Below are 21,542 nucleotides of genomic sequence, written 5' to 3' on the forward strand. Positions count from 1 at the left end.
AAATTCAAGAATTTAGGAGAGGTTCAAATGTATGATGTAACAGCTCTTGGAGAGTTATTAATTGATTTAACTCCTTATAACTCTTCTCAGCCTGGCAAAGTTGTCTTTGAAAGAAATCCTGGTGGTGCCCCGGCCAATGTATTAGCGGGCTTAACCAAATTAGGCAAGAAGACTTGTTTCATTGGTAAGGTAGGGGATGATCAATTTGGACATTATTTAAAGCAAGTTTTATTAGATACAAACATATGCTGCGAAGGATTATCCTTTACCCGAAAAGCAAATACTACGCTGGCATTTGTTCATTTAGATGAATATGGTGACCGTTCATTCAGCTTTTATCGAAATCCCGGTGCGGATACCAAGTTAACAGAGGATGACATTAATGAAAATATCGTAGCTCAAACCAAAATTTTTCATTTTGGTTCTCTTTCCCTCACTAATGAACCAGCTGCCACTACCACTCTAAAGACAGTCCAATTAGCAAAAGAACAAGGGAAAGTTGTTTCCTATGATCCTAATTTTAGGGCTTTGCTTTGGAAAAATTTAGAGCATGCAAAGAAAATGATTAAAGAGGGATTGAAATATGCAAACATCGTAAAGCTTTCGGAGGAAGAGTTGGAATTCATTACTGGAAAGGCAGATTTGGAAAAAGGAACAAGACAACTGGTTGAACAGTATAACACAGAGCTTATTTTTGTCACTTTAGGAGCAGAAGGCTGTTTTTATCGAAAAGGTGAGAACATAGGGAAATTTAAATCCTTTAAAGTGAATCCAGTTGATACAACAGGTGCGGGAGATGGCTTCTTTAGTGGCGTTTTATATAAATATTTAGAAAAAAATAAACCTATTGCTGATTTAAACGTCGATGATATGCAAGAAATTATTATATTTGGAAATGCGGTTGGAGCAATTGTCACAACAAGGAAAGGTGCAATATTAAGCATGCCTTGCATGGAAGAAGTTAAGAAACTAATGGATAATCAAAATTAGTAGCTATTTTACATGCTGCCTTTTATCCAACTTTTTGATTGGTTTTGTCGGTGCAAAAACTATTCAGAATTACAGGAAAGAGAGGAAGTCGAAACATTAACAGATGCTTCAAAGTAAATAGTTTTTATCCGAATGAGAATTTATTTGCTGTTACAGAAAAACTATAGCTAAGATAGTCCATTCTTTGGAAAGAGCTGCTGGTAAACCCACCAACATCTATTTGTATTGCCAATTACAGTCCACACATGTGGATTGTGTTTAAAAGCGATGCAAACAGAATTTGCATCGCTTCTGATATGAGAGACATCAAGCCAATTGCAAATCATTAACTGCTAACAATATGCTAACGAAGTTCAATAAAACGAAGTAAATTAGGGTTAAAGATATTACACTTAATGCCTACAGAATGCAGATTCAACAGGACTTTCTTCTACCGTTGTTAAAAATGTTACAGCTTAAAACCATATGGCTGCATGATGTAATGTAGCCAGTCTCTTTTAAGAAACGGCTTAATGCATTTTCTGACCGAACTGAGAAGTAGTCATGTAAATAATTTATATCAATAGCAAAAGCCACTTCCTATAAAATTTAGGGAGTGGTTTTTTGTGTTGTTAAAATTTGCGTATCAAGACGTTTTAGATGACCGACGATTCAAACACGACTAAAACGAATATCAAAAATTAGGAAATGCTTTTAGAGAAATTTGTTGATTATTACATTGAGAACGAATAGGAAGTTACAAAAGCACTCACAAACGCTGGTTAACAACATTTGTGAGTGTTTTATATTTTTAAAATTTTAAAGACTAATGAGATAAAACATTTGTGCTCTCTTCCACCATTTCAATAAAATACTTCATAATCCTACTATCTTCTGTTAACTCTGGATGAAAGGAACAACCTAAAAATTGACCATCTCGAGCTAAAACAATGCGCTCTTCATGTTTTGCTAGAATTTCAACATTTTCACCTGCAGAAACGATATGCGGAGCCCGAATAAAAACAGCGGGAATATCTTTCCCTACTCCTTGAACGGATAGATCTACTTCAAAACTATTTACTTGGCGTCCAAATGAATTCCGTTCAACAACTACATCCATTAACCCTAGATGGGGCGAATCATAGCCAACGATTTTTTGGGCTAATAAAATCAGGCCTGCACATGTTCCAAACATTGGAATTCCTTTGTCAGCCATAGCACGAATGGGTTCTAGTAAATCGTAACGGTCCAGCAGTTTACGCATGGTCGTACTTTCTCCGCCAGGTAATACCAGACCCTTTATTTCTTTTAGATCTTCAACCGATTTAACTAGAATTACCTCACAACCAAGCTCTTCTATTTGTCTACTATGCTCTCTGACTGCACCTTGCAATGCCAGTATACCGATTTTCAGCATATTACCAACCACGATCCTGCATACGTTCACTTGCATCTAGCGTTGCAATTTCAATACCCTTCATTGGTGTACCCAACTCTTTTGAAATTTCAGCAATCAGTTTATAGTCTTGATAGTGCGTTGTTGCCTCTACAATTGCACGTGCGAATTTTTCTGGGTTATCAGACTTGAAAATACCTGATCCTACAAATACACCATCTGCTCCAAGTTCCATCATTAAAGCAGCATCAGCGGGTGTTGCCACGCCTCCAGCAGCAAAGTTTACAACTGGTAAGCGGCCTAATTTTTTGATTTCTAATAATAATTCAAATGGTGCCCCTAAAATTTTTGCTTCTGTCATTAATTCATCTGTACTCATACTCACAACACGTCTTACTTGTGCATTCACTTTACGAATATGACGAACTGCTTCTACAATATTTCCGGTTCCCGGTTCACCTTTTGTACGTAACATGGAAGCTCCTTCTCCAATACGGCGTGCAGCTTCCCCTAAATCGCGGCAACCACAAACAAAAGGTACGGTGTATTCGCTTTTTAATAAATGGAATTCTTCATCTGCAGGCGTTAAAACTTCACTTTCATCAATGTAATCGACGCCCATTGATTCTAATACACGTGCTTCTACAATGTGGCCAATACGTGCTTTTGCCATTACTGGAATCGTTACAGCGTTCATTACTTCCTCTACAATACGAGGATCTGCCATTCGGGCTACTCCTCCAGCTGCTCGGATATCTGATGGCACTCGCTCTAAAGCCATAACCGCAACTGCACCTGCAGCTTCTGCAATTTTTGCTTGCTCGGCATTAATGACATCCATAATGACGCCGCCTTTTTGCATTTCTGCCATTCCACGTTTTACGGTTTCCGTTCCTACCTGTTTCATATAAAAACCTCCATTGATTTGATGATGATTATTAGTATAATAGAAATTGACTTTATGAAAAGGTTCAATAATTAAAAATTTAATGTGGTCAGTAGGGGGATTAGGGATGGATATGCTTATGTTTAAATTGGATAAAAGTAATGCAATGCCCTTATATGAGCAGCTTTATACCGGTATTAAAGAGGCCATTATCCATAAACAAATTGAAGTTGGAACCAAATTACCATCAAAAAAAAAATTAGCTGAATTTTTAAATATCAGTCAAACAACCATTGAAATTGCTTATACCCAACTGATTGCAGAAGGTTATGTGGCATCTAAACCTCGAATTGGATTTTATGTAGAAGAGATCGATGATTTACCCTATATTGAAAAAGAGCCTTTAAACATTCGTGTAGAGGTGGACAAGAAAAAAATCTATCAATTTGACTTTCATCCAGGAAAAATCGATACGGACTCATTCCCTTTTTCGCTGTGGCGAAAATATGCAAAAAGTTTATATGATCATAGTTCAAAAGAGTTGTTACAAATTGGAGACCATCAAGGAGAATTCGCATTAAGAGGGGAAATTTCAAAATATCTTTATCAATCAAGGGGGATTGTATCTAAACCAGAACAGATTGTCATTGGTTCGGGAACGGAGCATCTACTTCCCATGATTCTAAGATTACTTGAAAAGGATTCAAAATTTGCCCTTGAAAATCCTGGCTATTCAGCAATTCCAAAAATACAATTGCAAAATAGAGCCATCCCCATTCGGGTAGATGAAGATGGTTTAATAGTGGATGAACTTGAAAAAACAAATGCCAATGTTGTTTACATCACACCTTCTCACCAGTTCCCTACGGGTGCGGTTTTATCGGCAACAAGAAGAACGCACCTGTTAAACTGGGCTGCAAAAGGTGAAAATCGATACATCATTGAAGACGATTACGATAGTGAGTTTCGTTATATCGGAAAACCGATTCCTGCATTACAAGGATTAGACCAAAACAATAAAGTCATTTATATGAGTACTTTTTCCAAATCATTAATGCCTTCATTACGAGTTGCTTATTTTATATTACCTACAACCTTACTACAAAAATATAAAGAGACCTTTAGTTTTTACTCAGCAACTGTACCTAGATTTGATCAGCATATATTAGCCAACTTTATGAGAGATGGATATTTTTCCAAACACTTAAACCGAATGCGGAAAATTTATCGTAAAAAACACGAAAAATTAACTCATATATTTGAAACGCATTATCCTGATGTCATCATTACTGGAGACCAAGCAGGAATGCACATTTTAATTTCTGTCCCCCTGTCAAAAGGTGAAGATCAGTTAAAACAGATTGCAGCAAATAACAACATTGCCATCTATCCAGTTAGCGATTATCTATTAAGGCCAATTGAATATCCATATCCAACTTTTCTATTAGGGTTTGGAAGTATTCCATTCGACCAAATTGAAAAAGGCATTCACCAATTAATGCAATGTTGGGGTATTTCAAAAACAAAATGAGAGTGATATGCTAACATTTTGCTAATAACTTAAGTATTTATTGTTGGCTTCTCATTAATTTTCCCAATTTTTGAGAAGCTAATTCTATTATTTATGTGCGTGGCACATTTTTAATCTAGTCCTGAGGTGAATGTTCATGAACCGGTCAATAAAAGATAATTCTTATCAAATAAGTTTACAAAACATTGAATATTCCTCACACCATATCCATTTAGGAATTGAGATTCTTCTTGTAATAAGGGGAGAAATTGAGCTTACGGTCAATCAACAATCCTTTCAATTAGCTGAAAATGATCTACTGCTTATTAACGCCAATGATATACGCTCTATTAAGGGGAATAAGGAGAATGTGGTCTTATCGTTACAAATCCCATTGGATCTAATCGAGCCGCATTATCCGAATATTCATGAGTGCTATTTTAACTGCAATTCATCCAAAGAGGGTAACGGGCTGTATCTGCTTTTTGATCAAATTCGCCAACTAATGGCGAAAATTTTGATTGCCTATTATCAAAAGCAAGATGGAAGTGATATCGAGATTAACGGACTGATTTTTCAGTTAGTTACACTGTTGATTCGAAATTTTAAAACAACACACCTCGGGAATCATCAATTCACCGAAATGAAGGATGAAAGAATTAGAGAGCTCCTGGCTTTTATTGAAAGAAACTATCGCAAACCGATATCATTGGAGGAAATCGCCAAGCAGCAGTATTTGTCTCTTTATTATTTATCGCGTTATTTCAAGCAGGAAGTTGGGGTTAGTTTCTCCCAATATGTCAAAAATGTCCGTTTGAAATCAGCGGTTCATGAGCTCCTGTATACCGACCATAACATTCTTAAAATCTCGCTGAATAATGGGTTTCCCAATGTGAAGGCATTTAATAAGGCTTTTAGAGAAATGTACCAGCAAACGCCTACTGAATATCGCAGCCTTCATAAAGTGGAACCGATGGATGCCGAGGAAGTGAAACATGAAACGGAACAATATACATTACTGCAATCGCCTAACTTTTTAATGGAAATCAGTAAATATATTTCAGGAAATGAGAAAAGCACTACGTTGATGGAACCAGCTGCTTCAGCGGTATATGTGGACCTGCCGCAGGAGCCCATTTTTACCAAAGAAAAAGCCTTAAAGTTACTGGTAATTGGACAGCTTGAATATGCTTTGCATGAAGAAGTGCAGGCAGACTTAAAGTTAATCCAAGAGGAACTTGGGTTTGAATATATCTATTTTACGAACCTTTTTTCGGACAGCTTTGCGATGACAACGCCCCTCTATCAAATCGGCGGGCAATTTTATCAGATGGATGCCTTGTTCACCCGCTTTCAGCAATTAGGGTTGGTTCCTTTCATTCGTGTAGAAGTTGAAAAGGAAGTGGAGAGCAGCTCTGAATATCTTAAAAAGCTGGATGAATTCTTACAGCACAGTCTTAGTTATTTTGGCAGTGCCTTTGTAGGCAAATGGCGGTTTGAATTGGTTTTCTCGGAATGGGGTGAAGCAGCAAAGAGCTTTTATCAAGATTTTTATCAAACTATTAAAAAGTGGGCTTCTGCCGCAAAAGTGGGTCTTCATGTGCCGTTTTCTTTAGGAAAGGCTATACCCGGTCCTGCTGATGATTTTTTAAACCAAATATCCGACCGTTGTGACTTGGTCTGCTTCACCTGCAATCCGAATGAAGAAGTGGATTTTACCGATATGGATAATCTTACTTTTGAAGGAGTAAAAAATTATATAAAGAAAGCTTGCAGCAGATTAAAGGAATGCTTATCGTCTGCGGGTTTGGAGGAGATTCCGATTTTTCTTACAGATTGGAATACGCTATATGGAAATACGATGGATTTAAGCGGTACCTTTTTCCGTTCAGCCCTTATTTTTAAAGAAATGCTGGATGCGATGAAGGAACTTTCCGGTTTGGGGTTTTGGATTGATACCCACTCGCTGGAAAAAAATAATCTGAATAAAGACCATATTGCCATGAATGGAATAGCTCTCCTTTATTATTATCAAATTAAACGCCCTGCTTATTTTAACTTTCAACTTATGGAAAAAATGGACTTGAGGATTTTAGCTGAAGGTGAGGATTTTGTCATGACAATGGGGGAAAGCGGCTATCAATTGGCCGTTTATAACCCCTCCTATATCAATCCTTCTTATTCGGTCGAGAGTTTCTTTTTGCAATCCATCACAAAGGAAAAGAAAGTCGTGATTTCAGGCCTCCCGCCTGGACGTTATCAAATTCGCAAGCACATTCTTGATCAAAATAACGGTGAATTTTATATTAACTGGATAAATTTGCAGCATCAGGATATTTACGACCAGGAGGTCATTTCTTTTATCAAGCAGGGAACCCGCCCTGATCTGCAAATTTATGAGGAAAAAGTGGAAGCGGAGCTTTATTTACAATCCACCCTGACCTTTAACGCTTTTCATCTATTTGAAATAAAGCCATTAAGTTAAAACTTAATGGTCTTTTTTTGTGGTTGAATGTGACGAAAATGTGAAGGAGGGCAAATATAGGTGATACATACAACAAAGATGGGAATGTAAAACGACAAAAAACGATATAAACTAGGTGTATGAAAACGTTTCCAACCAAACTCTTATTCGAGAATAGAAAGAAATTTTCACTGAAAAGTTAATCGATGGAGGTTTATACGATGTCAAGAAGAGTTTTAGAAGAGATATTAACTCCCCAGCTGCAAGAGATGCGTGAGAAAGGGTTATATAACGTCATTGATACGGTAGAGGGACCTAATGGCCCAATCGTGACAATCAATGGCAAAGAAGTCATCAATATGTCGTCCAACAATTACCTTGGATTAGCAAACAATGAAAGATTAATCCAAAAGGCGAACGAGGCCACAAAACAGTATGGTGTGGGTGCTGGTGCCGTTCGGACAATCAACGGAACGATGACCATTCATACTGAATTGGAAAAAAGGATTGCCGAATTTAAGCATACGGAAGCGGCGATTGCGTTCCAGTCGGGATTTAATTGCAATATGGGCGCAATCTCGGCAGTCATGACGAAGAAGGACGCGATTATTTCTGATGAATTGAATCACGCCTCGATTATTGATGGCTGCCGTTTGTCCGGAGCAAAAATCCTTCGGGTCAAGCATCAGGACATGGATGATTTAAGGCGGGTTGCAAAAGAAGCAGTCGAAAGCGGCGCTTATGAAAAAATTATGTATATTACTGATGGTGTTTTTTCAATGGATGGGGATGTAGGAAAGCTTCCGGAAATTGTGGAAATCGCCGAAGAATATGGCTTGCTTACATATGTTGATGACGCACATGGATCAGGCGTTATGGGCAATGGGGCCGGAACGGTTAAACATTTTGGCCTTTCGGATCAAATTGATTTTCAAATTGGAACGCTTTCCAAGGCCATTGGCGTCGTGGGAGGCTATGTGGCCGGTACCCAGCAATTGATTGATTGGTTAAAAGTGCGCGCCCGTCCATTCTTATTTTCAACATCGCTTACACCAGGAGCTGCTGCTGCCTGCATTGAAGCCATTAACATCATGACGGAATCAACGGAGAGAGTCGATCAGCTATGGGAAAATGGCAGCTATTTAAAAGAAGGCTTGAAAAACTTAGGGTTTGATATTGGCCACTCAGAAACACCGATTACGCCATGTATTATCGGAGAAGAAACATTAACGCAGCAATTTTCCCGCCGTCTAATGGAAGAGGGAGTTTACGCCAAAGCCATCACCTTCCCGACAGTGCCGAAGGGAACAGGCAGGGTGCGCAATATGCCTACTGCAGCCCATACAAGAGAAATGCTGGACCAAGTGCTTTCTGTATATGAAAAAGTTGGAAAAGAACTGGGGATCATCTAAGTTTAGAAGATAAACAGGGCAGGGCCTCGTTTCCAGACTAGGTTCTTCTCTGTTACAACCAAATACCATGTTCATTCTTTAAGAGAAATACTCAGGAGGTTGTTTACGTTGAAAAAAATTCTTGTGACTGGAAGCTTAGGACAAATCGGTTCAGAGTTAACGTTGAGACTTAGGGAGCTTTATGGAGAGAGAAATGTCCTTGCCACTGATATCCGCCGTGTTGATGGCAACCCAGTGGTGGAAAATGGTTTATTTGATACATTGGATGTGCTGGATGGTGAGAAAATGCAGAAGCTGGTCAATGACTATCACATTGATACGATTATCCATTTGGCAGCGCTGCTATCGGCCACAGCTGAGAAAAAACCGCTGCTAGCCTGGAATTTAAATATGGGCGGATTGGTAAATGCACTCGAGGTGGCGCGGAATTCCAATGCACAGTTCTTTACACCAAGCTCGATTGGCGCTTTTGGTTTATCTACGCCAAAAGACAATACGCCTCAGGATACAATCCAACGGCCAAACACGATGTACGGTGTCACCAAAGTCAGCGCCGAATTGCTATGTGACTATTATTTTGCAAAATTTGGCGTCGATACCCGCGGCGTCCGCTTCCCTGGATTGATTTCTTACAAAACACTACCGGGCGGAGGAACGACAGACTATGCGGTTGATATCTACTATGAAGCATTAAAGAACAAAAAATATACGTCCTATATTGCGCAAGGCACTTACATGGATATGATGTATATTCCAGATGCGATTGATTCGATTATCAAACTAATGGAAGCGGATTCATATAGATTAAAACATCGAAATGCCTTTAATATTACAGCGATGAGCTTTGAACCTGAAGAAATTGCTGCATCCATCAGGAAATTTATACCGGAATTTACAATGAATTATCAAGTGGATCCAGTCCGGCAGCAGATTGCTGACTCTTGGCCAAACTCCATTGATGCAACCGCTGCTAAAGAGGAATGGGATTTTAATCCGCGGTACGATTTAGACCGTATGACAAAATCAATGCTCGAAAACTTAGCCAAAGAATTGGACATTCCATTTGGGGAACCTATATTGGTTTAAAAAAAGAATAACATCAAGTAGAAAGGGTTTAAAAAATACAAGGGGAAAGAGGGAAGTTTATGTCAAAAAACCAGGAATTAAAGCGTGGGCTTAAGTCGCGTCATATTCAAATGATTGCTTTGGGTGGTACGATCGGGGTTGGTTTATTTATGGGTTCGACCAGTACAATTAAATGGACGGGTCCATCGGTTATGATTGCCTATGCAGTTGCCGGCCTCTTCTTATTTTTCATCATGCGCTCGATGGGGGAAATGCTTTATTTGGAACCAACCACCGGTTCATTTGCTGATCTCGGCAATAAATATATCCATCCTTTGGCTGGCTATTTGACAGCTTGGAGCTATTGGTTCCAATGGATCACTGTCGGCATGTCGGAAATCATCGCGGTTGGTGCGTATATGCATTATTGGTTCCCACACCTGCCAACATGGGTCCCTGGGTTGGTCGCGATGGTGATTCTGGGCGTTGCCAACATGATTTCGGTTAAAAACTTTGGTGAATTTGAATTCTGGTTCTCATTAATTAAAGTGTTAACGATTGTCTTCATGATTATTGCAGGTATTGGCATTATTCTCTTTGGGTTCGGAAATGGCGGGCATGCAATTGGATTTTCAAACATCTGGAAAAACGGCGGCTTCTTCACTGGGGGATTTAAAGGTTTCTTCTTTGCTCTTTCCATCGTTATCGGTGCTTATCAAGGGGTGGAACTAATAGGGATGACGGCTGGAGAGGCAGAAAATCCGCAAAAAACAATTACACATGCTGTGAAAACCACCGTTTGGCGTATTTTAATTTTCTATATTGGTGCTATCTTTGTAATTGTAACCGTTTATCCTTGGAACCAGCTCAATCAAGTTGGCAGCCCATTCGTATCGGTTTTTGCTAAAATTGGAATAACGGCTGCAGCTGGTATTATCAACTTTGTCGTCATTACGGCAGCAATGAGCGGCTGTAACAGCGGCATCTTCAGCGCCACACGAATGCTTTACACATTGGCGAAAAATGGACAGGCACCAAAGATTTTTGCCAAATTATCGGAAAATAAAGTTCCTGTTTATTCAACCATAACGGTTTTAATAGGTTTGGCTATTGGTATTGTGTTAAGCTATGTTGCACCGCCATCCATCTTTGTGTATGTTTACAGTGCGAGTGTACTTCCAGGAATGATTCCATGGTTTGTACTGCTCATCAGTGAAATTAAATTTAGAAAAGTAAACGCTGGTGCAATGGAAAAACATCCATTTAAAATGCCTCTTACACCGTACAGCAACTACGCTACCATTGTATTTTTACTGGTCGTCCTTGTCGGTATGGCGATCAATCCAAGCACGCGCATCCCGTTAATCGCGGGAATTGGATTCCTTTCCATTATGACAGCCATTTTCTATCTGTTAAAAATGGAAAAACGCGTACCGTTAGACGAGGCCGAAAACGAAAAAGGCACAAAAACCAAAGCAGTATAATATAAACAAAACAAAGGATGAAACAGGGGGACGGTTCTAATGCTCATGCATGGGGACCGTCTTCTTTGAGGGAGTGATACTATGTCTTTCACGAGTTTAGAAGAAGTAATTGAACTAGCTAAGCAGCAAAATATAACGATTGCGGAATTAATGATCCAAACTGAAATACAGCAAAAGAGCATTCCACGGGAAGCGATTATTGAAAAAATGGCCGAGCAATTTAAGGTAATGGAAGAGGCTGTCCTTAGGGGGACGAAAAGTGCTGTCATGTCCCGTACTGGCTTGACTGGCGGCGATGGGTACCGACTTCACCAATATGCTGAAAATGGAAAATCCTTCATCAACCCCGTGACATTAAATGCCGCAGCCAATGCACTGGCCGTATCAGAGGTCAATGCGACAATGGGCCGGATTGTGGCGACACCGACTGCAGGCTCAGCTGGAATCTTGCCGGCAGTACTCGTACACGCTCTGAACAGCGGAAAATTCTCACGGGAGCGGATTGTACTGTCGATGTTCACTGCCTCTGCCCTTGGCTTGGTGATTGCCAATAAAGCTTCCATATCAGGGGCAGCCGGCGGATGCCAGGCGGAAATAGGCTCAGCAACCGCGATGGCCGCTGGCACTTTAGTTGAGCTTGCCGGCGGCACTCCAGAACAGGTAGGAAATGCCATCGGAATAGCTTTAAAAAATTCACTGGGACTAGTTTGTGATCCGGTCGCCGGGCTGGTGGAAATTCCATGTATCCTTCGGAACGGATTACACGCGATTACCGCCCAGGCTGCGGCAGATATGGCGTTAGCAGGGGTGGTCAGCATCATTCCACCGGATGAGGTGATCCATGTGATGCATGAAGTCGGGCAGCAAATGCCTGAATCGCTAAGGGAAACTGGGATTGGCGGTCTGGCAGGCACCCCGACAGGTCAAAAATTGAAGGCGCAGATTTTCAGCGCAAAGACAAGCAGCTGCGGGCCGGCCAAATATCAAAGCGCCTATGAGATTATCGGCCCCGTTATGGTCGGGCCATCAAGTTCACATACAGCAGGTGCTGTCCGCATTGGCAACATAGCCTGTCAGCTGTTAAACGAAAAACCATTATTTGCAAAGTTCTCCCTGATGGGTTCCTTTGCTGAAACTTACCAAGGCCATGGAACGGATTTAGCATTATTAGCAGGGGCTCTTGGGTTAACAACAATGGATGAAGGCATTCCAAATGCGAAATCCATTGCTGAAGAAAATGGCTTACAATACGAGTTTACGAAACGGGTGCTTGGAAGTTACCACCCGAATACGGTGCTAGTAGAATTATCAGGGGAAACGCGAACTGTAAAGGTATTGGCAAGTTCCTTAGGCGGCGGCAAAGTGGAAGTTCAAGAATTGGATGATTACCCATTAAAATTTTCCGGAGACCGACCAACACTTGTAATCCGCCATACCGATCGAAAGGGGGTAATTGCCGAGCTATCAGGATCTCTTTATCAAAAAGGGTTAAATATTGCCCGTATGGCGAATGAACGTTCAAAAATCAACGGTTCGGCGATAACGATTTGTGAAATCGACAATCAGATCGAGGGAAATCTCTTAACCATATTGAAAAAGGAAATTCCCATCATTGATGAAATTTTATTAATTCAAACTGAATAGTGATGAGGGAGAGAATTTCAGGTAAAATGGGAGAGAAATGCTAACATTTGCTAACGCAATGAAGTTAAAAACGTAATTTTAAGTTAAAGATGTCACACCTTTTCACCTTATGGGCGGGATGATGTAATTTAACCACTCAATGATGAGTAATGGTTAAATAAGTGTTCAACCAAACCGAACAGTTACGTAATAAATTTTTTCTAAGAATTGACTACTTCCTAAGTACAAGGAGGTAGTCTTTTTATTTTACAAAAGAGGTTACAAAAAAGTAAAAGAAAAATGATGCTTGGTACCTTTCCTGAAAAAAATGGGAATGTAGATAAAAAAGAATATTTACTATATATTTAAAATTCTCCTTATCTCCCTATACTACTTTATTCCTGTTTTTCTAAACTTCATTTGAGAATAGAATGAATGTTATAAGTCAGATGATCTAAAACCAAACCCTTTTATGAATAAAATATAACATACATATGTTTAAATAAGGGACAAAATTCCTGAATAACAAACATAACAAAAACCTAACTTTCCCCTAAAACTGGATTTACAATCTTCTGATAAAGTTTGATATGTATAGAGGGTTTAATGTTGATCTGTTCAATTTGGCTTGGTTTCATATACGAGAAAGTAGTAAGAATTAGGGGGAATTTCAATGAGTAGTCAAAATGAAAACAAGGTTTATAACAGAAGGGACTTCATAAAGGTAGGAGGGATGACTACACTTGCCTTAACGATCGCGTCTGCTGGAATACCAGGTGTAAATGTATTAAGTACCGTTGCTCACGCTGATTCAAATGATAATGCTAAATTACAATTTAATTCAGATGGAAAGTTTAAAATTGTACAGTTTAACGATACTCAGGATGATGAGCATATTGATCGCCGCACTATCCAACTAATGGAAAAAACTCTTGATAATGAGAAACCAGATTTTGTAGTACTAAATGGTGACAACATTACAGGTGGCTGTAATTCAGAGCTTGAGATGAGACAAGCAATGAACAATGTTGCACAGCCAATGGAACAAAGAGGGATCAAGTGGGCCGTTACTTTTGGGAATCATGATGAAGATTCTACTCCAAATGGCGGACTTGATGAAGAAGCCATGCTTAAATTTTATATGGCATACAAATACAATGTTAATCAGCCAGGAGCAACTGACATAAATGGGACAGGGAACATGAACCTGCTTATTAGCGATTCTGCAGGCAAGAAAGCGGCATTCAATCTATGGCTGCTAGATAGTGGCAGGTATGCTCCTAAAACGATTGCTGGTCAGGATTTTAGTGGATATCCAACTTGGGATTGGATTCGATTTAATCAGGTAGATTGGTATTATGAAACTTCTAAAAAGTTGGAAAAGCAATTCGGCTATAAAGTCCCTTCTCTCATGTTCATTCATATTCCTTTGTGGGAACATCGCTTTATGTGGTTTGATAGTGTTGATAGCCGAACAGAAGCGGATCATGCCCGTGCTGCAGCAAAGCATCAAATAGTGGGAGAAAGAAATGAAGATGAGTGCCCCGGTCCCTTTAATAGCGGGATGTTTTCAGCTATGCTTGACAGGGGAGATGTCAAAGGGGTATTCTGCGGCCATGACCATGTAAATACATATATGGGGAATTATTATGGGATTTTACTAGGTTATTCAGGAAGTACAGGGTTTGGTGCTTATGGGCTGTCTGGTGCAGAACGAAATCGATTACGCGGCGCCCGTGTATTTAATTTGGATGAAAATAAAGAGGGTGTTTTAGTTGAAACACATATGGTTTTTGCAAAGGACTATGGCATAGACCTTACGGCAAACGACCAAAGCACTGAACCTGCTCTAATACCTGAAAACAAAAAACAAGAAAAAGTAATAATAAAATAGAAGTAAAAGTAACTGCTGTCGCTTAAGGAGTGTCTAATATTAGGCAGCTCCGACGTACGATTAGCTGGTATTATATTACGGAGGATCAGGTGAATAAGTGGCAAACCGCAACATTGGACCTTCCAGTCGCCAGTTTTACAAATCGTGAAAACGGTTATTCCGATATGCGAATTGTCTCAGCCAATAAGCTACCGCTAATTATTGCTTCTATTAAACTTGATGCGGTACCAGTGAATCCGCCTGTTTCACTTTGGTCCATCCAGAGGAGCCTCTGAAAGAGGGGGGAATTCAATAACGTTCACTACAGAAAGGACTACCTCCTGAACATGAGGTAGTCCTTTTAAGGATCCAGTTTTGGAGTTGTAACCACTGATACCCAAAATACATATGTAATAGGAGGAACTAATTCTTAGGAGGCACGGATATGGTAACACGTCCACCTGTATTACAACGTGGAGACACCGTTGGGATTGTAACGCTAGCTAGTCCTTACCCAGCTGAATATATAGACCAAGCTGTAGCTAATCTTAAGAACAGTGGACTTAATGTTGTACTTGGAAAACACGTTTATGCACAAACTGGAATTGTGGCTGGAACGGATGAACAAAGGGCATCTGATTTAATGGATATGTTCGTTGATAAAAGGGTAAAAATGATTTTGTCTACTCGTGGTGGAACAGGTTCTTTTGGGGTTTTACCATATTTGGACTATAACATCATAGCAAGCAACCCAAAGATTGTTTCAGGTTATAGTGACATTTCAATTGTTTTAAATGTGTTATATCAGTTCACTGGATTAATCACATTTATTGGTCTATTGCTGGAGGATTTTGTCCCAACTACACCCGAATATAACTTTACTTCCTTCTATACTGCTGTTTCTACCTTTCAATCACCCAGACAAATACTTAATCCGCCTAATATTTCAATAAAAAGTTTAGTCCCTGGTAATGTTACAGGCAGGATCGTGGGTGGAAATTTGACTTCTATTGTTGATAGTCTAGGAACTCCATATGAGATTGATACAAAAGGAAAAATTCTTCTATTAGAAGAACAACTTGAACCTTCGACTAAGATTTATAGGTATCTAAATCATCTTAAAATCGCTGGGAAATTTCGCGAGTGCGCTGGTATTATCATGGGTGAATGTACAGATTGTATTGAGGCGTACGGAAAGAGTTGGGACGATGTGATCAATGATCTATTGATCCCTTTAGGAAAGCCATTAATAACAAATTTAACTACATCACATGGTAAATATAAAGCAACAATTCCAATCGGTGCAAATGTAAATCTTGACTCTAGAAATGGTAAAATAACGGTGCTTGAACCTGCTGTAAGTTGGGTGGGATAATGACTTTCTTACCAGAATCCGTTCATCTATGTGAACGGTTTTTATTTTTTATTAAATCTTATTTGATTGCGACAAGGTGAAGATAAGGTTCACTTAATTAGACCGCAGGGGTGCTTCAAGCGGTTTTTTATTTAACTTAATTAAATGAAAGCCTTCCATTTTTGATAAAACTTATGGTTTTTTTAATTACAAAAAGCCTTTAATTAATTAAATATTCTATTAAAGTAGTCTGTTAATTTATAAGATTGGGCTATATTTATTGTGTCCTCTAGGTAAAACGTTTTCAAGGTGAATAAGTAATTTTCTTCTAGGATGATGTTGAAATTAGCACAATTACATAGAAGATATTAAATAAACTTTGAAACAATTTGGGTCGAAAATTAAAAGTTTTTGAAAAAGGAGAGGTAATTATGGAAACATTGCGTGACAAAGCGTTACAAATGCACCGGGATAAACAAGGGAAATTAGAAGTGAAAGCAAAGGTAGAGATTAAAAATGCATATGATCTGAGCTTAGCGTATTCACCTGGTGTCGCAGAGCCTTGTAAGGAAATCTATGAAGATCGAAATAAAGTATATGAATACACGATGAAAGGCAACACCATTGCAGTCGTGTCAGATGGTTCGGCGGTATTAGGGCTTGGGAATATTGGACCGGAAGCAGCGATGCCAGTAATGGAAGGCAAAGCAGCTTTATTTAAGAATTTTGCAAACGTAGATGCATTCCCTATTTGTTTAAATACACAGGATGCTGAAGAGATAATTGAAACAGTAAAGCGTCTTGAACCAACATTTGGCGGGGTAAATTTAGAAGATATTTCAGCTCCAAGATGTTTTGAAATTGAAGAACGCCTGAAAAAAGAAACAAATATCCCTATTTTTCATGATGACCAACATGGTACAGCCATTGTAACGGTTGCCGGGTTAGTAAATGCTCTTAAACTAGTAGATAAGAAAATGGATGAAATTAAAGTCGTAATAAATGGTGCGGGTGCTGCGGGTGTAGCTATTGCTCAATTGCTAAATCGTTTTGGTGTCTATGATGTCATTTTATGTGATACAAAAGGTGCCATTTATGAAAATCGTCAATATGGAATGAATTTAATTAAAGAAAAGATTGCCAGCCAGACGAACCGTAACAATGCAGAGGGTAGCTTAGAGGAAGTAATTGTCGGTGCAGATGTTTTTGTTGGTGTATCTGTTGCAGGTGCCATAACAAAGGAAATGATTTTAACAATGAGAAGGGATGCGATTATTTTTGCAATGGCAAACCCTGTTCCAGAAATTATGCCAGATGAGGCAAAAGCTGCAGGAGCAAAAGTAATCGGAACAGGACGTTCAGATTTTCCGAATCAGGTCAATAATGTGCTTGCTTTTCCAGGGATTTTTCGGGGGGCTCTAGATGTTCAAGCAACAGAAATAAATGAAGAAATGAAAATGGCAGCAGTATCCGCCATTTCTTCGCTCATTTTAGAAGAACAACTATCAGAAGACTATGTGATACCTAACCCTTTTGATGACCGAGTAGCATCTGAGGTAGCTAAAGCTGTTGCAACTGCGGCCATAGAAACAGGTGTAGCGAGGAAATCCTTTGTAACCGTGTAACAAAGGTAAATTTAGGTGACAGGCACCGTAAATGGACAAATGTTTTTCTAGGGTGTCTGTTGCCGCTGACCATACCCAAAAACATACTTTTTTTAATTACAAAAAGGGCCCTGTTGATTTTTAGTAATATAATAGACTTGGGATAAATTGATTTATGCGAAAGGCTGCTTAAAGCTCATTATGAGCATAGCGGTCTTTTGTCATTTTATGCATAAGTTTTATACATACTATAAATATAATAATACCTGGAGGAGATTATGAGGAAAGGCAAACTTAGTTTACAAGCCATTATTATTATATTTGTATGCAGTGTCGTCGCTTTATCACTTGGAATAACTGATTTCATAATAAGCAAAAGAATTACCTCTAGCGTGGAAGAGACACAGAAAGAAAAAGCCCTCAATGTTGCAAGGATGATTTCCCTAAGCCCGTTGGTGATTGATGCTTTAGATGGAGCAACAAGTCATACGGTAGTACAAGATTTTGCCAGCCAAATTAAAGATAAGACGAATGTTAACTTTGTTGTGGTTATGGACATGAAAGGAATCCGTCTTTCCCACCCGGATCCTAGTGAAGTGGGGAAGCACTTCAGAGGAGGAGATGAAGGCCCTGTTCTTAAAGGAAAGGAGTATGTTTCCATTTCAAAGGGAACTCTCGGACGATCCATGCGGGCATTTACTCCAATAGTGAATTCACATGGAAAACAGGTCGGTGCGGTTGCTGTAGGAATTTCTTTAGAAAATGTTACAAAGGCAGTTCATAAAGGACGGATGGGGATCGTTATTGGGACTTTCATCGGAATCCTAATAGGTGTAATCGGTGCAGTGGGCCTGGCAAGGTACATCAAAAAAATCCTTTTAGGCCTCGAGCCATTTGCTATTGCTAAACTGCTTGAAGAACGTAGTTCCATGCTTCAGTCTGTGCGTGAGGGAATAATAGCCATCGACCAAGAAGGGAAAATCACACTTGTAAACAGGGCAGCCAGAAAGCTTTTTAAGAGAGCCGGCCTTGAAGAGAATCCTAAGGGTATGAACATTGAAGCTTATTTGCCTGAGACTCGGTTAACTAACATAATAAAATCGGGTGAAACTGAATTAGATCAGGAACAAAACCTAAATGGTGTGACCATTTTAGTAAACAGGGTTCCTGTGATTGTGGAAAATGTGTCGGTGGGAGCCATCGCTACATTCCGTGATAAAACCGAAGTCCGATTGTTGGCTGAACAGCTCACAGGTGTGCGTAACTATGCGGATGCTCTCCGTGCCCAGGCACATGAGTTCATGAACAAACTTCATGTCATCCTTGGGCTGGTTCGAACTGAACAATATGATACACTTGCTAACTATGTGAGTGAAACGGTTAACCACCGGGAAACAGAAATGGGCTTTGTCACGAAGAAAATTCAAGACCCTGTTCTTGCTGGATTTTTAATTGGCAAACTAAGCTTTGCCAGAGAATCAGGTGCTTCTCTATCATTTGATTGTGTCAGTAAACTTCCCAAGCCTGCAAACTCAGAAATCACCCATGAGCTGATCACAATCATTGGAAATCTCTTTAATAACGCAATGGAGGCAATTGCGGACAGTCCAAACAAAAAAGTCGACCTTAAACTTGATTATGCAGAGGATATTTTAACAATCGAGGTTAAAGACACAGGGATGGGAATGACGACATCACTCCAAAACAAAATACTGGATAAAGGATTCTCTACGAAAGGAGAAAACCGCGGGTTCGGGTTATATCTTTTGGCACAGGCAATTGAAAGACTGGAAGGGGACATGATTATTTCGTCCAAGCCTGGAAAGGGAACAAATTTTGCCGTGTATATACCTTATAAAACAGAGGATGAATAGAATGATTAATGTAATGATTGTCGAAGATGACCCGATGGTAGCAGAAATCAATAAACAATATCTTGCTAAAATTGATGGGTTTCGGTTGGCTGCAACGGCCGATTCAGTAGCGGAAGCCATCCAATTTTTGAGGAAGAATGATATTCAGCTCATTCTTCTGGATATTTTTATGCCTGGGAAGCAGGGCCTAGAGCTGTTAGCGTACCTTCGGAAAAATGATCTTGAAATTGATGTCATTATCATTTCAGCGGCTTCCGATCTTGAACGAATTAAGAGGGCATTAAGGTATGGTGTTGTCGACTATTTAATAAAGCCTTTCGAGTTTGAACGGTTTAACGCTGCACTTGCTGCCTACCTTGAGCAAACTCGGTTCATTGGTAAACAGGATTCAGTTAGTCAGCAGGAGCTTGATAACTTACTTTTGCACAGAGACGAAGCTGTTATAGCAGAAGAACTGCCAAAGGGGTTAACAAAGGATACCTTAAAGCAGGTGTGGGATGCGATTCAAGGATTGAAGGACGGGCCTTTTTCTACTGATGAAGTAGCAAATGGTGTAGGAATATCAAGAGTTTCGGCAAGAAAATATCTTAGTTTCCTAAAGGAGATAGGAATCCTTGAAGTCAAGGTTATCTACGGAACAGTCGGAAGGCCTGTATACCAGCATGAATATAACAAATTTAAAGAGCACTTAATAAAAAACTTTTTGTAAGCAGTTTTTGAAACTGCTTACTTTTTTTATTTACAAAAAGAATTATTAAACTTTCATAATCTATGAAAACGGTTTACATGGGAATATGATAGACATGTAGCAAGGCAAAGAGGAATAAAATACTACAATGTTTGCAAGGAAAAATGGAATCGTTTTCTACAGTTATCGAAGAAATTGTTAAAAAAAAGTAGAAAATAATTGTTTTTTGCAAGATTAATAAACTATTTTAGGAGGATTAAAAATGCAAATTCCTATTAAGAAAACGCTTGATAAAATTCCAGGTGGTCTGATGGTTGTTCCACTTTTTTTAGGGGTATTAACGAATACATTTTTTCCGCAGGTATTACAAATTGGTAGTTTTACAACAGCATTATTCAGTAAAGAAGCATCATCAACCATTTTGGCATGTTTTATGTTTTTAATTGGTTCACAAATTAATTTTAAATTAGCACCAAAGGCCTTAAAAAAGGGTGCAATATTATTAACTGGAAAATTTATTGTAGGTGCTGGTATTGGTTTAGCTGTAGCAGCGATTTTTGGTCCTGCAGGATTACTAGGATTAACACCATTAGCCATTCTAGCAGCGCTGTTAAATGCTAATGGCGGGTTATATGCATCTCTTGCTTCATCGTATGGTGACGAAACAGATGTAGGCGCATATGCGTTGTTTTCTTTAAAAGATGGTCCATTTTTCACATTAGTGGCATTAGGTGCATCCGGTCTTGCCACCATTCCTTTTCAAACACTTCTAGGGGTATTAATTCCAATTGTAATCGGAATGATTTTAGGAAATATTGATCCTGATATGCGAAAGTTCCTTGGAAGCAGTAAATTATTATTAATCCCATTCTTCTCCTTCCCATTAGGTGCCGGAATGAATCTTTCAACTATTTTAAAAGCTGGGGGTCCTGGGATATTACTAGGATTAATCGCTGCATTTACTGGAATTGGAGCTTACTTCCTATTGAAGTTATTTAAGGAAAACCCTATCGTTGGTTTAGCAACCGGGTCAACGGCAGGAAATGCAGTAGCTACACCAGCTGTTGTGGCAGCAGCAGATCCAACCTTAGCTGCGGTAGCATCTTCGGCTACTGCACAAGTTGCAGCTGCATGTGTCATATCTGCCATCGTCTGTCCGATTATTGTGAGCTATGTATTTAAAAGATCCCAAAAGAAAAAAGCGAAACAATCGATTGCCAGGGCAGCCTGATAAAAAGTTCTATAAACACGGAAAAATGGAAGAAAAACAAAGCAGTCAGCTGGTTCTACTGTCTGCTTTGTTTAATTACAAAAATGGGTCATTAAATTAAAAAAACTAG

Annotated in this window: 16 protein-coding genes; 14 read left to right on the forward strand and 2 right to left on the reverse strand. The window is 39.3% G+C overall.

From position 1 onward, the window contains the following. Positions 1–27: 27 nt before the first annotated feature. Positions 28–990 carry a carbohydrate kinase family protein gene (locus tag V7266_RS03195; RefSeq protein ID WP_335465774.1) on the forward strand — a complete coding sequence of 321 codons (963 nt, stop codon included), beginning with the start codon at positions 28–30 and terminating at the stop codon, positions 988–990. An 805-nt stretch (positions 991–1,795) separates the two neighbouring features. Here V7266_RS03195 and pdxT read toward each other — a convergent pair. Both pdxT and pdxS read right to left on the reverse strand, forming a co-directional pair. After that, positions 1,796–2,386 (reverse strand): pyridoxal 5'-phosphate synthase glutaminase subunit PdxT, encoded by a 591-nt coding sequence (pdxT, locus tag V7266_RS03200; protein ID WP_335465775.1) that lies wholly within the window; start codon positions 2,384–2,386, stop codon positions 1,796–1,798. Position 2,387: 1 nt separating this feature from the next. Next, positions 2,388–3,272: a pyridoxal 5'-phosphate synthase lyase subunit PdxS gene (pdxS, locus tag V7266_RS03205; RefSeq protein WP_328049295.1), complete on the reverse strand. Its 885-nt coding sequence runs from the start codon at positions 3,270–3,272 to the stop codon at positions 2,388–2,390. A gap of 106 nt (positions 3,273–3,378) precedes the next feature. Between pdxS and V7266_RS03210 the strand changes: the two genes are divergently transcribed. The 13 genes from V7266_RS03210 to V7266_RS03270 all read left to right on the forward strand — a co-directional run bounded on the left by V7266_RS03210 (position 3,379) and on the right by V7266_RS03270 (position 21,433). Continuing rightward, complete coding sequence (locus V7266_RS03210) at positions 3,379–4,782, forward strand: PLP-dependent aminotransferase family protein (RefSeq protein ID WP_335465776.1); 1,404 nt, start codon at positions 3,379–3,381, stop codon at positions 4,780–4,782. 136 nt (positions 4,783–4,918) lie between these two features. Continuing rightward, positions 4,919–7,246 (forward strand): helix-turn-helix domain-containing protein, encoded by a 2,328-nt coding sequence (locus V7266_RS03215; protein WP_335465777.1) that lies wholly within the window; start codon positions 4,919–4,921, stop codon positions 7,244–7,246. A 200-nt stretch (positions 7,247–7,446) separates the two neighbouring features. After that, positions 7,447–8,637, forward strand: coding sequence for a glycine C-acetyltransferase (locus tag V7266_RS03220; RefSeq protein ID WP_335465778.1), 1,191 nt, complete (start codon positions 7,447–7,449; stop codon positions 8,635–8,637). Between the two features lie 108 nt (positions 8,638–8,745). Next, positions 8,746–9,723 carry an L-threonine 3-dehydrogenase gene (locus tag V7266_RS03225; protein WP_335465779.1) on the forward strand — a complete coding sequence of 326 codons (978 nt, stop codon included), beginning with the start codon at positions 8,746–8,748 and terminating at the stop codon, positions 9,721–9,723. 59 nt (positions 9,724–9,782) lie between these two features. Further along, a complete protein-coding gene (locus tag V7266_RS03230; protein ID WP_335465780.1) occupies positions 9,783–11,186 on the forward strand; it encodes an amino acid permease in 1,404 nt (467 codons plus the stop codon). An 81-nt stretch (positions 11,187–11,267) separates the two neighbouring features. After that, positions 11,268–12,830, forward strand: a complete 1,563-nt coding sequence (gene sdaAA / locus V7266_RS03235; protein ID WP_335465781.1) for an L-serine ammonia-lyase, iron-sulfur-dependent, subunit alpha — start codon at positions 11,268–11,270, stop codon at positions 12,828–12,830. 652 nt (positions 12,831–13,482) lie between these two features. Beyond that, positions 13,483–14,703, forward strand: a complete 1,221-nt coding sequence (locus V7266_RS03240) for a metallophosphoesterase family protein (protein WP_335465782.1) — start codon at positions 13,483–13,485, stop codon at positions 14,701–14,703. 89 nt (positions 14,704–14,792) lie between these two features. Continuing rightward, entirely contained in the window at positions 14,793–14,978 is a 186-nt protein-coding gene (locus tag V7266_RS03245; protein WP_335465783.1) for a hypothetical protein, read from the forward strand. Positions 14,979–15,127: 149 nt separating this feature from the next. Then, entirely contained in the window at positions 15,128–16,057 is a 930-nt protein-coding gene (locus V7266_RS03250) for a S66 peptidase family protein (protein ID WP_335465784.1), read from the forward strand. Between the two features lie 410 nt (positions 16,058–16,467). Next, positions 16,468–17,661 carry an NAD(P)-dependent malic enzyme gene (locus V7266_RS03255; RefSeq protein ID WP_335465785.1) on the forward strand — a complete coding sequence of 398 codons (1,194 nt, stop codon included), beginning with the start codon at positions 16,468–16,470 and terminating at the stop codon, positions 17,659–17,661. Between the two features lie 257 nt (positions 17,662–17,918). Next, complete coding sequence (gene dcuS / locus V7266_RS03260) at positions 17,919–19,514, forward strand: DcuS/MalK family sensor histidine kinase (protein ID WP_335465786.1); 1,596 nt, start codon at positions 17,919–17,921, stop codon at positions 19,512–19,514. 1 nt (position 19,515) lies between these two features. Then, the gene (locus V7266_RS03265; RefSeq protein WP_335465787.1) at positions 19,516–20,223 is read left to right on the forward strand and encodes a response regulator; all 708 of its coding nucleotides are present in this window, start codon (positions 19,516–19,518) and stop codon (positions 20,221–20,223) included. Between the two features lie 241 nt (positions 20,224–20,464). Further along, entirely contained in the window at positions 20,465–21,433 is a 969-nt protein-coding gene (locus V7266_RS03270; RefSeq protein WP_335465788.1) for a 2-keto-3-deoxygluconate permease, read from the forward strand. Positions 21,434–21,542 lie beyond the last annotated feature (109 nt).

The sequence above is a fragment of the Neobacillus drentensis genome (assembly GCF_036965645.1).
Lineage (GTDB): Bacteria > Bacillota > Bacilli > Bacillales > Cytobacillaceae > Neobacillus > Neobacillus drentensis_D.

Coding starts and splice junctions, on each gene's coding strand:
- V7266_RS03195 (WP_335465774.1), top strand. CDS start 28: ATGTATGATGTAACAGCTCTTGGAGAGTTATTAATTGATTTAACTCCT.
- pdxT (WP_335465775.1), bottom strand. CDS start 2,386: ATGCTGAAAATCGGTATACTGGCATTGCAAGGTGCAGTCAGAGAGCAT.
- pdxS (WP_328049295.1), bottom strand. CDS start 3,272: ATGAAACAGGTAGGAACGGAAACCGTAAAACGTGGAATGGCAGAAATG.
- V7266_RS03210 (WP_335465776.1), top strand. CDS start 3,379: ATGGATATGCTTATGTTTAAATTGGATAAAAGTAATGCAATGCCCTTA.
- V7266_RS03215 (WP_335465777.1), top strand. CDS start 4,919: ATGAACCGGTCAATAAAAGATAATTCTTATCAAATAAGTTTACAAAAC.
- V7266_RS03220 (WP_335465778.1), top strand. CDS start 7,447: ATGTCAAGAAGAGTTTTAGAAGAGATATTAACTCCCCAGCTGCAAGAG.
- V7266_RS03230 (WP_335465780.1), top strand. CDS start 9,783: ATGTCAAAAAACCAGGAATTAAAGCGTGGGCTTAAGTCGCGTCATATT.
- sdaAA (WP_335465781.1), top strand. CDS start 11,268: ATGTCTTTCACGAGTTTAGAAGAAGTAATTGAACTAGCTAAGCAGCAA.
- V7266_RS03240 (WP_335465782.1), top strand. CDS start 13,483: ATGAGTAGTCAAAATGAAAACAAGGTTTATAACAGAAGGGACTTCATA.
- V7266_RS03250 (WP_335465784.1), top strand. CDS start 15,128: ATGGTAACACGTCCACCTGTATTACAACGTGGAGACACCGTTGGGATT.
- V7266_RS03255 (WP_335465785.1), top strand. CDS start 16,468: ATGGAAACATTGCGTGACAAAGCGTTACAAATGCACCGGGATAAACAA.
- dcuS (WP_335465786.1), top strand. CDS start 17,919: ATGAGGAAAGGCAAACTTAGTTTACAAGCCATTATTATTATATTTGTA.
- V7266_RS03265 (WP_335465787.1), top strand. CDS start 19,516: ATGATTAATGTAATGATTGTCGAAGATGACCCGATGGTAGCAGAAATC.
- V7266_RS03270 (WP_335465788.1), top strand. CDS start 20,465: ATGCAAATTCCTATTAAGAAAACGCTTGATAAAATTCCAGGTGGTCTG.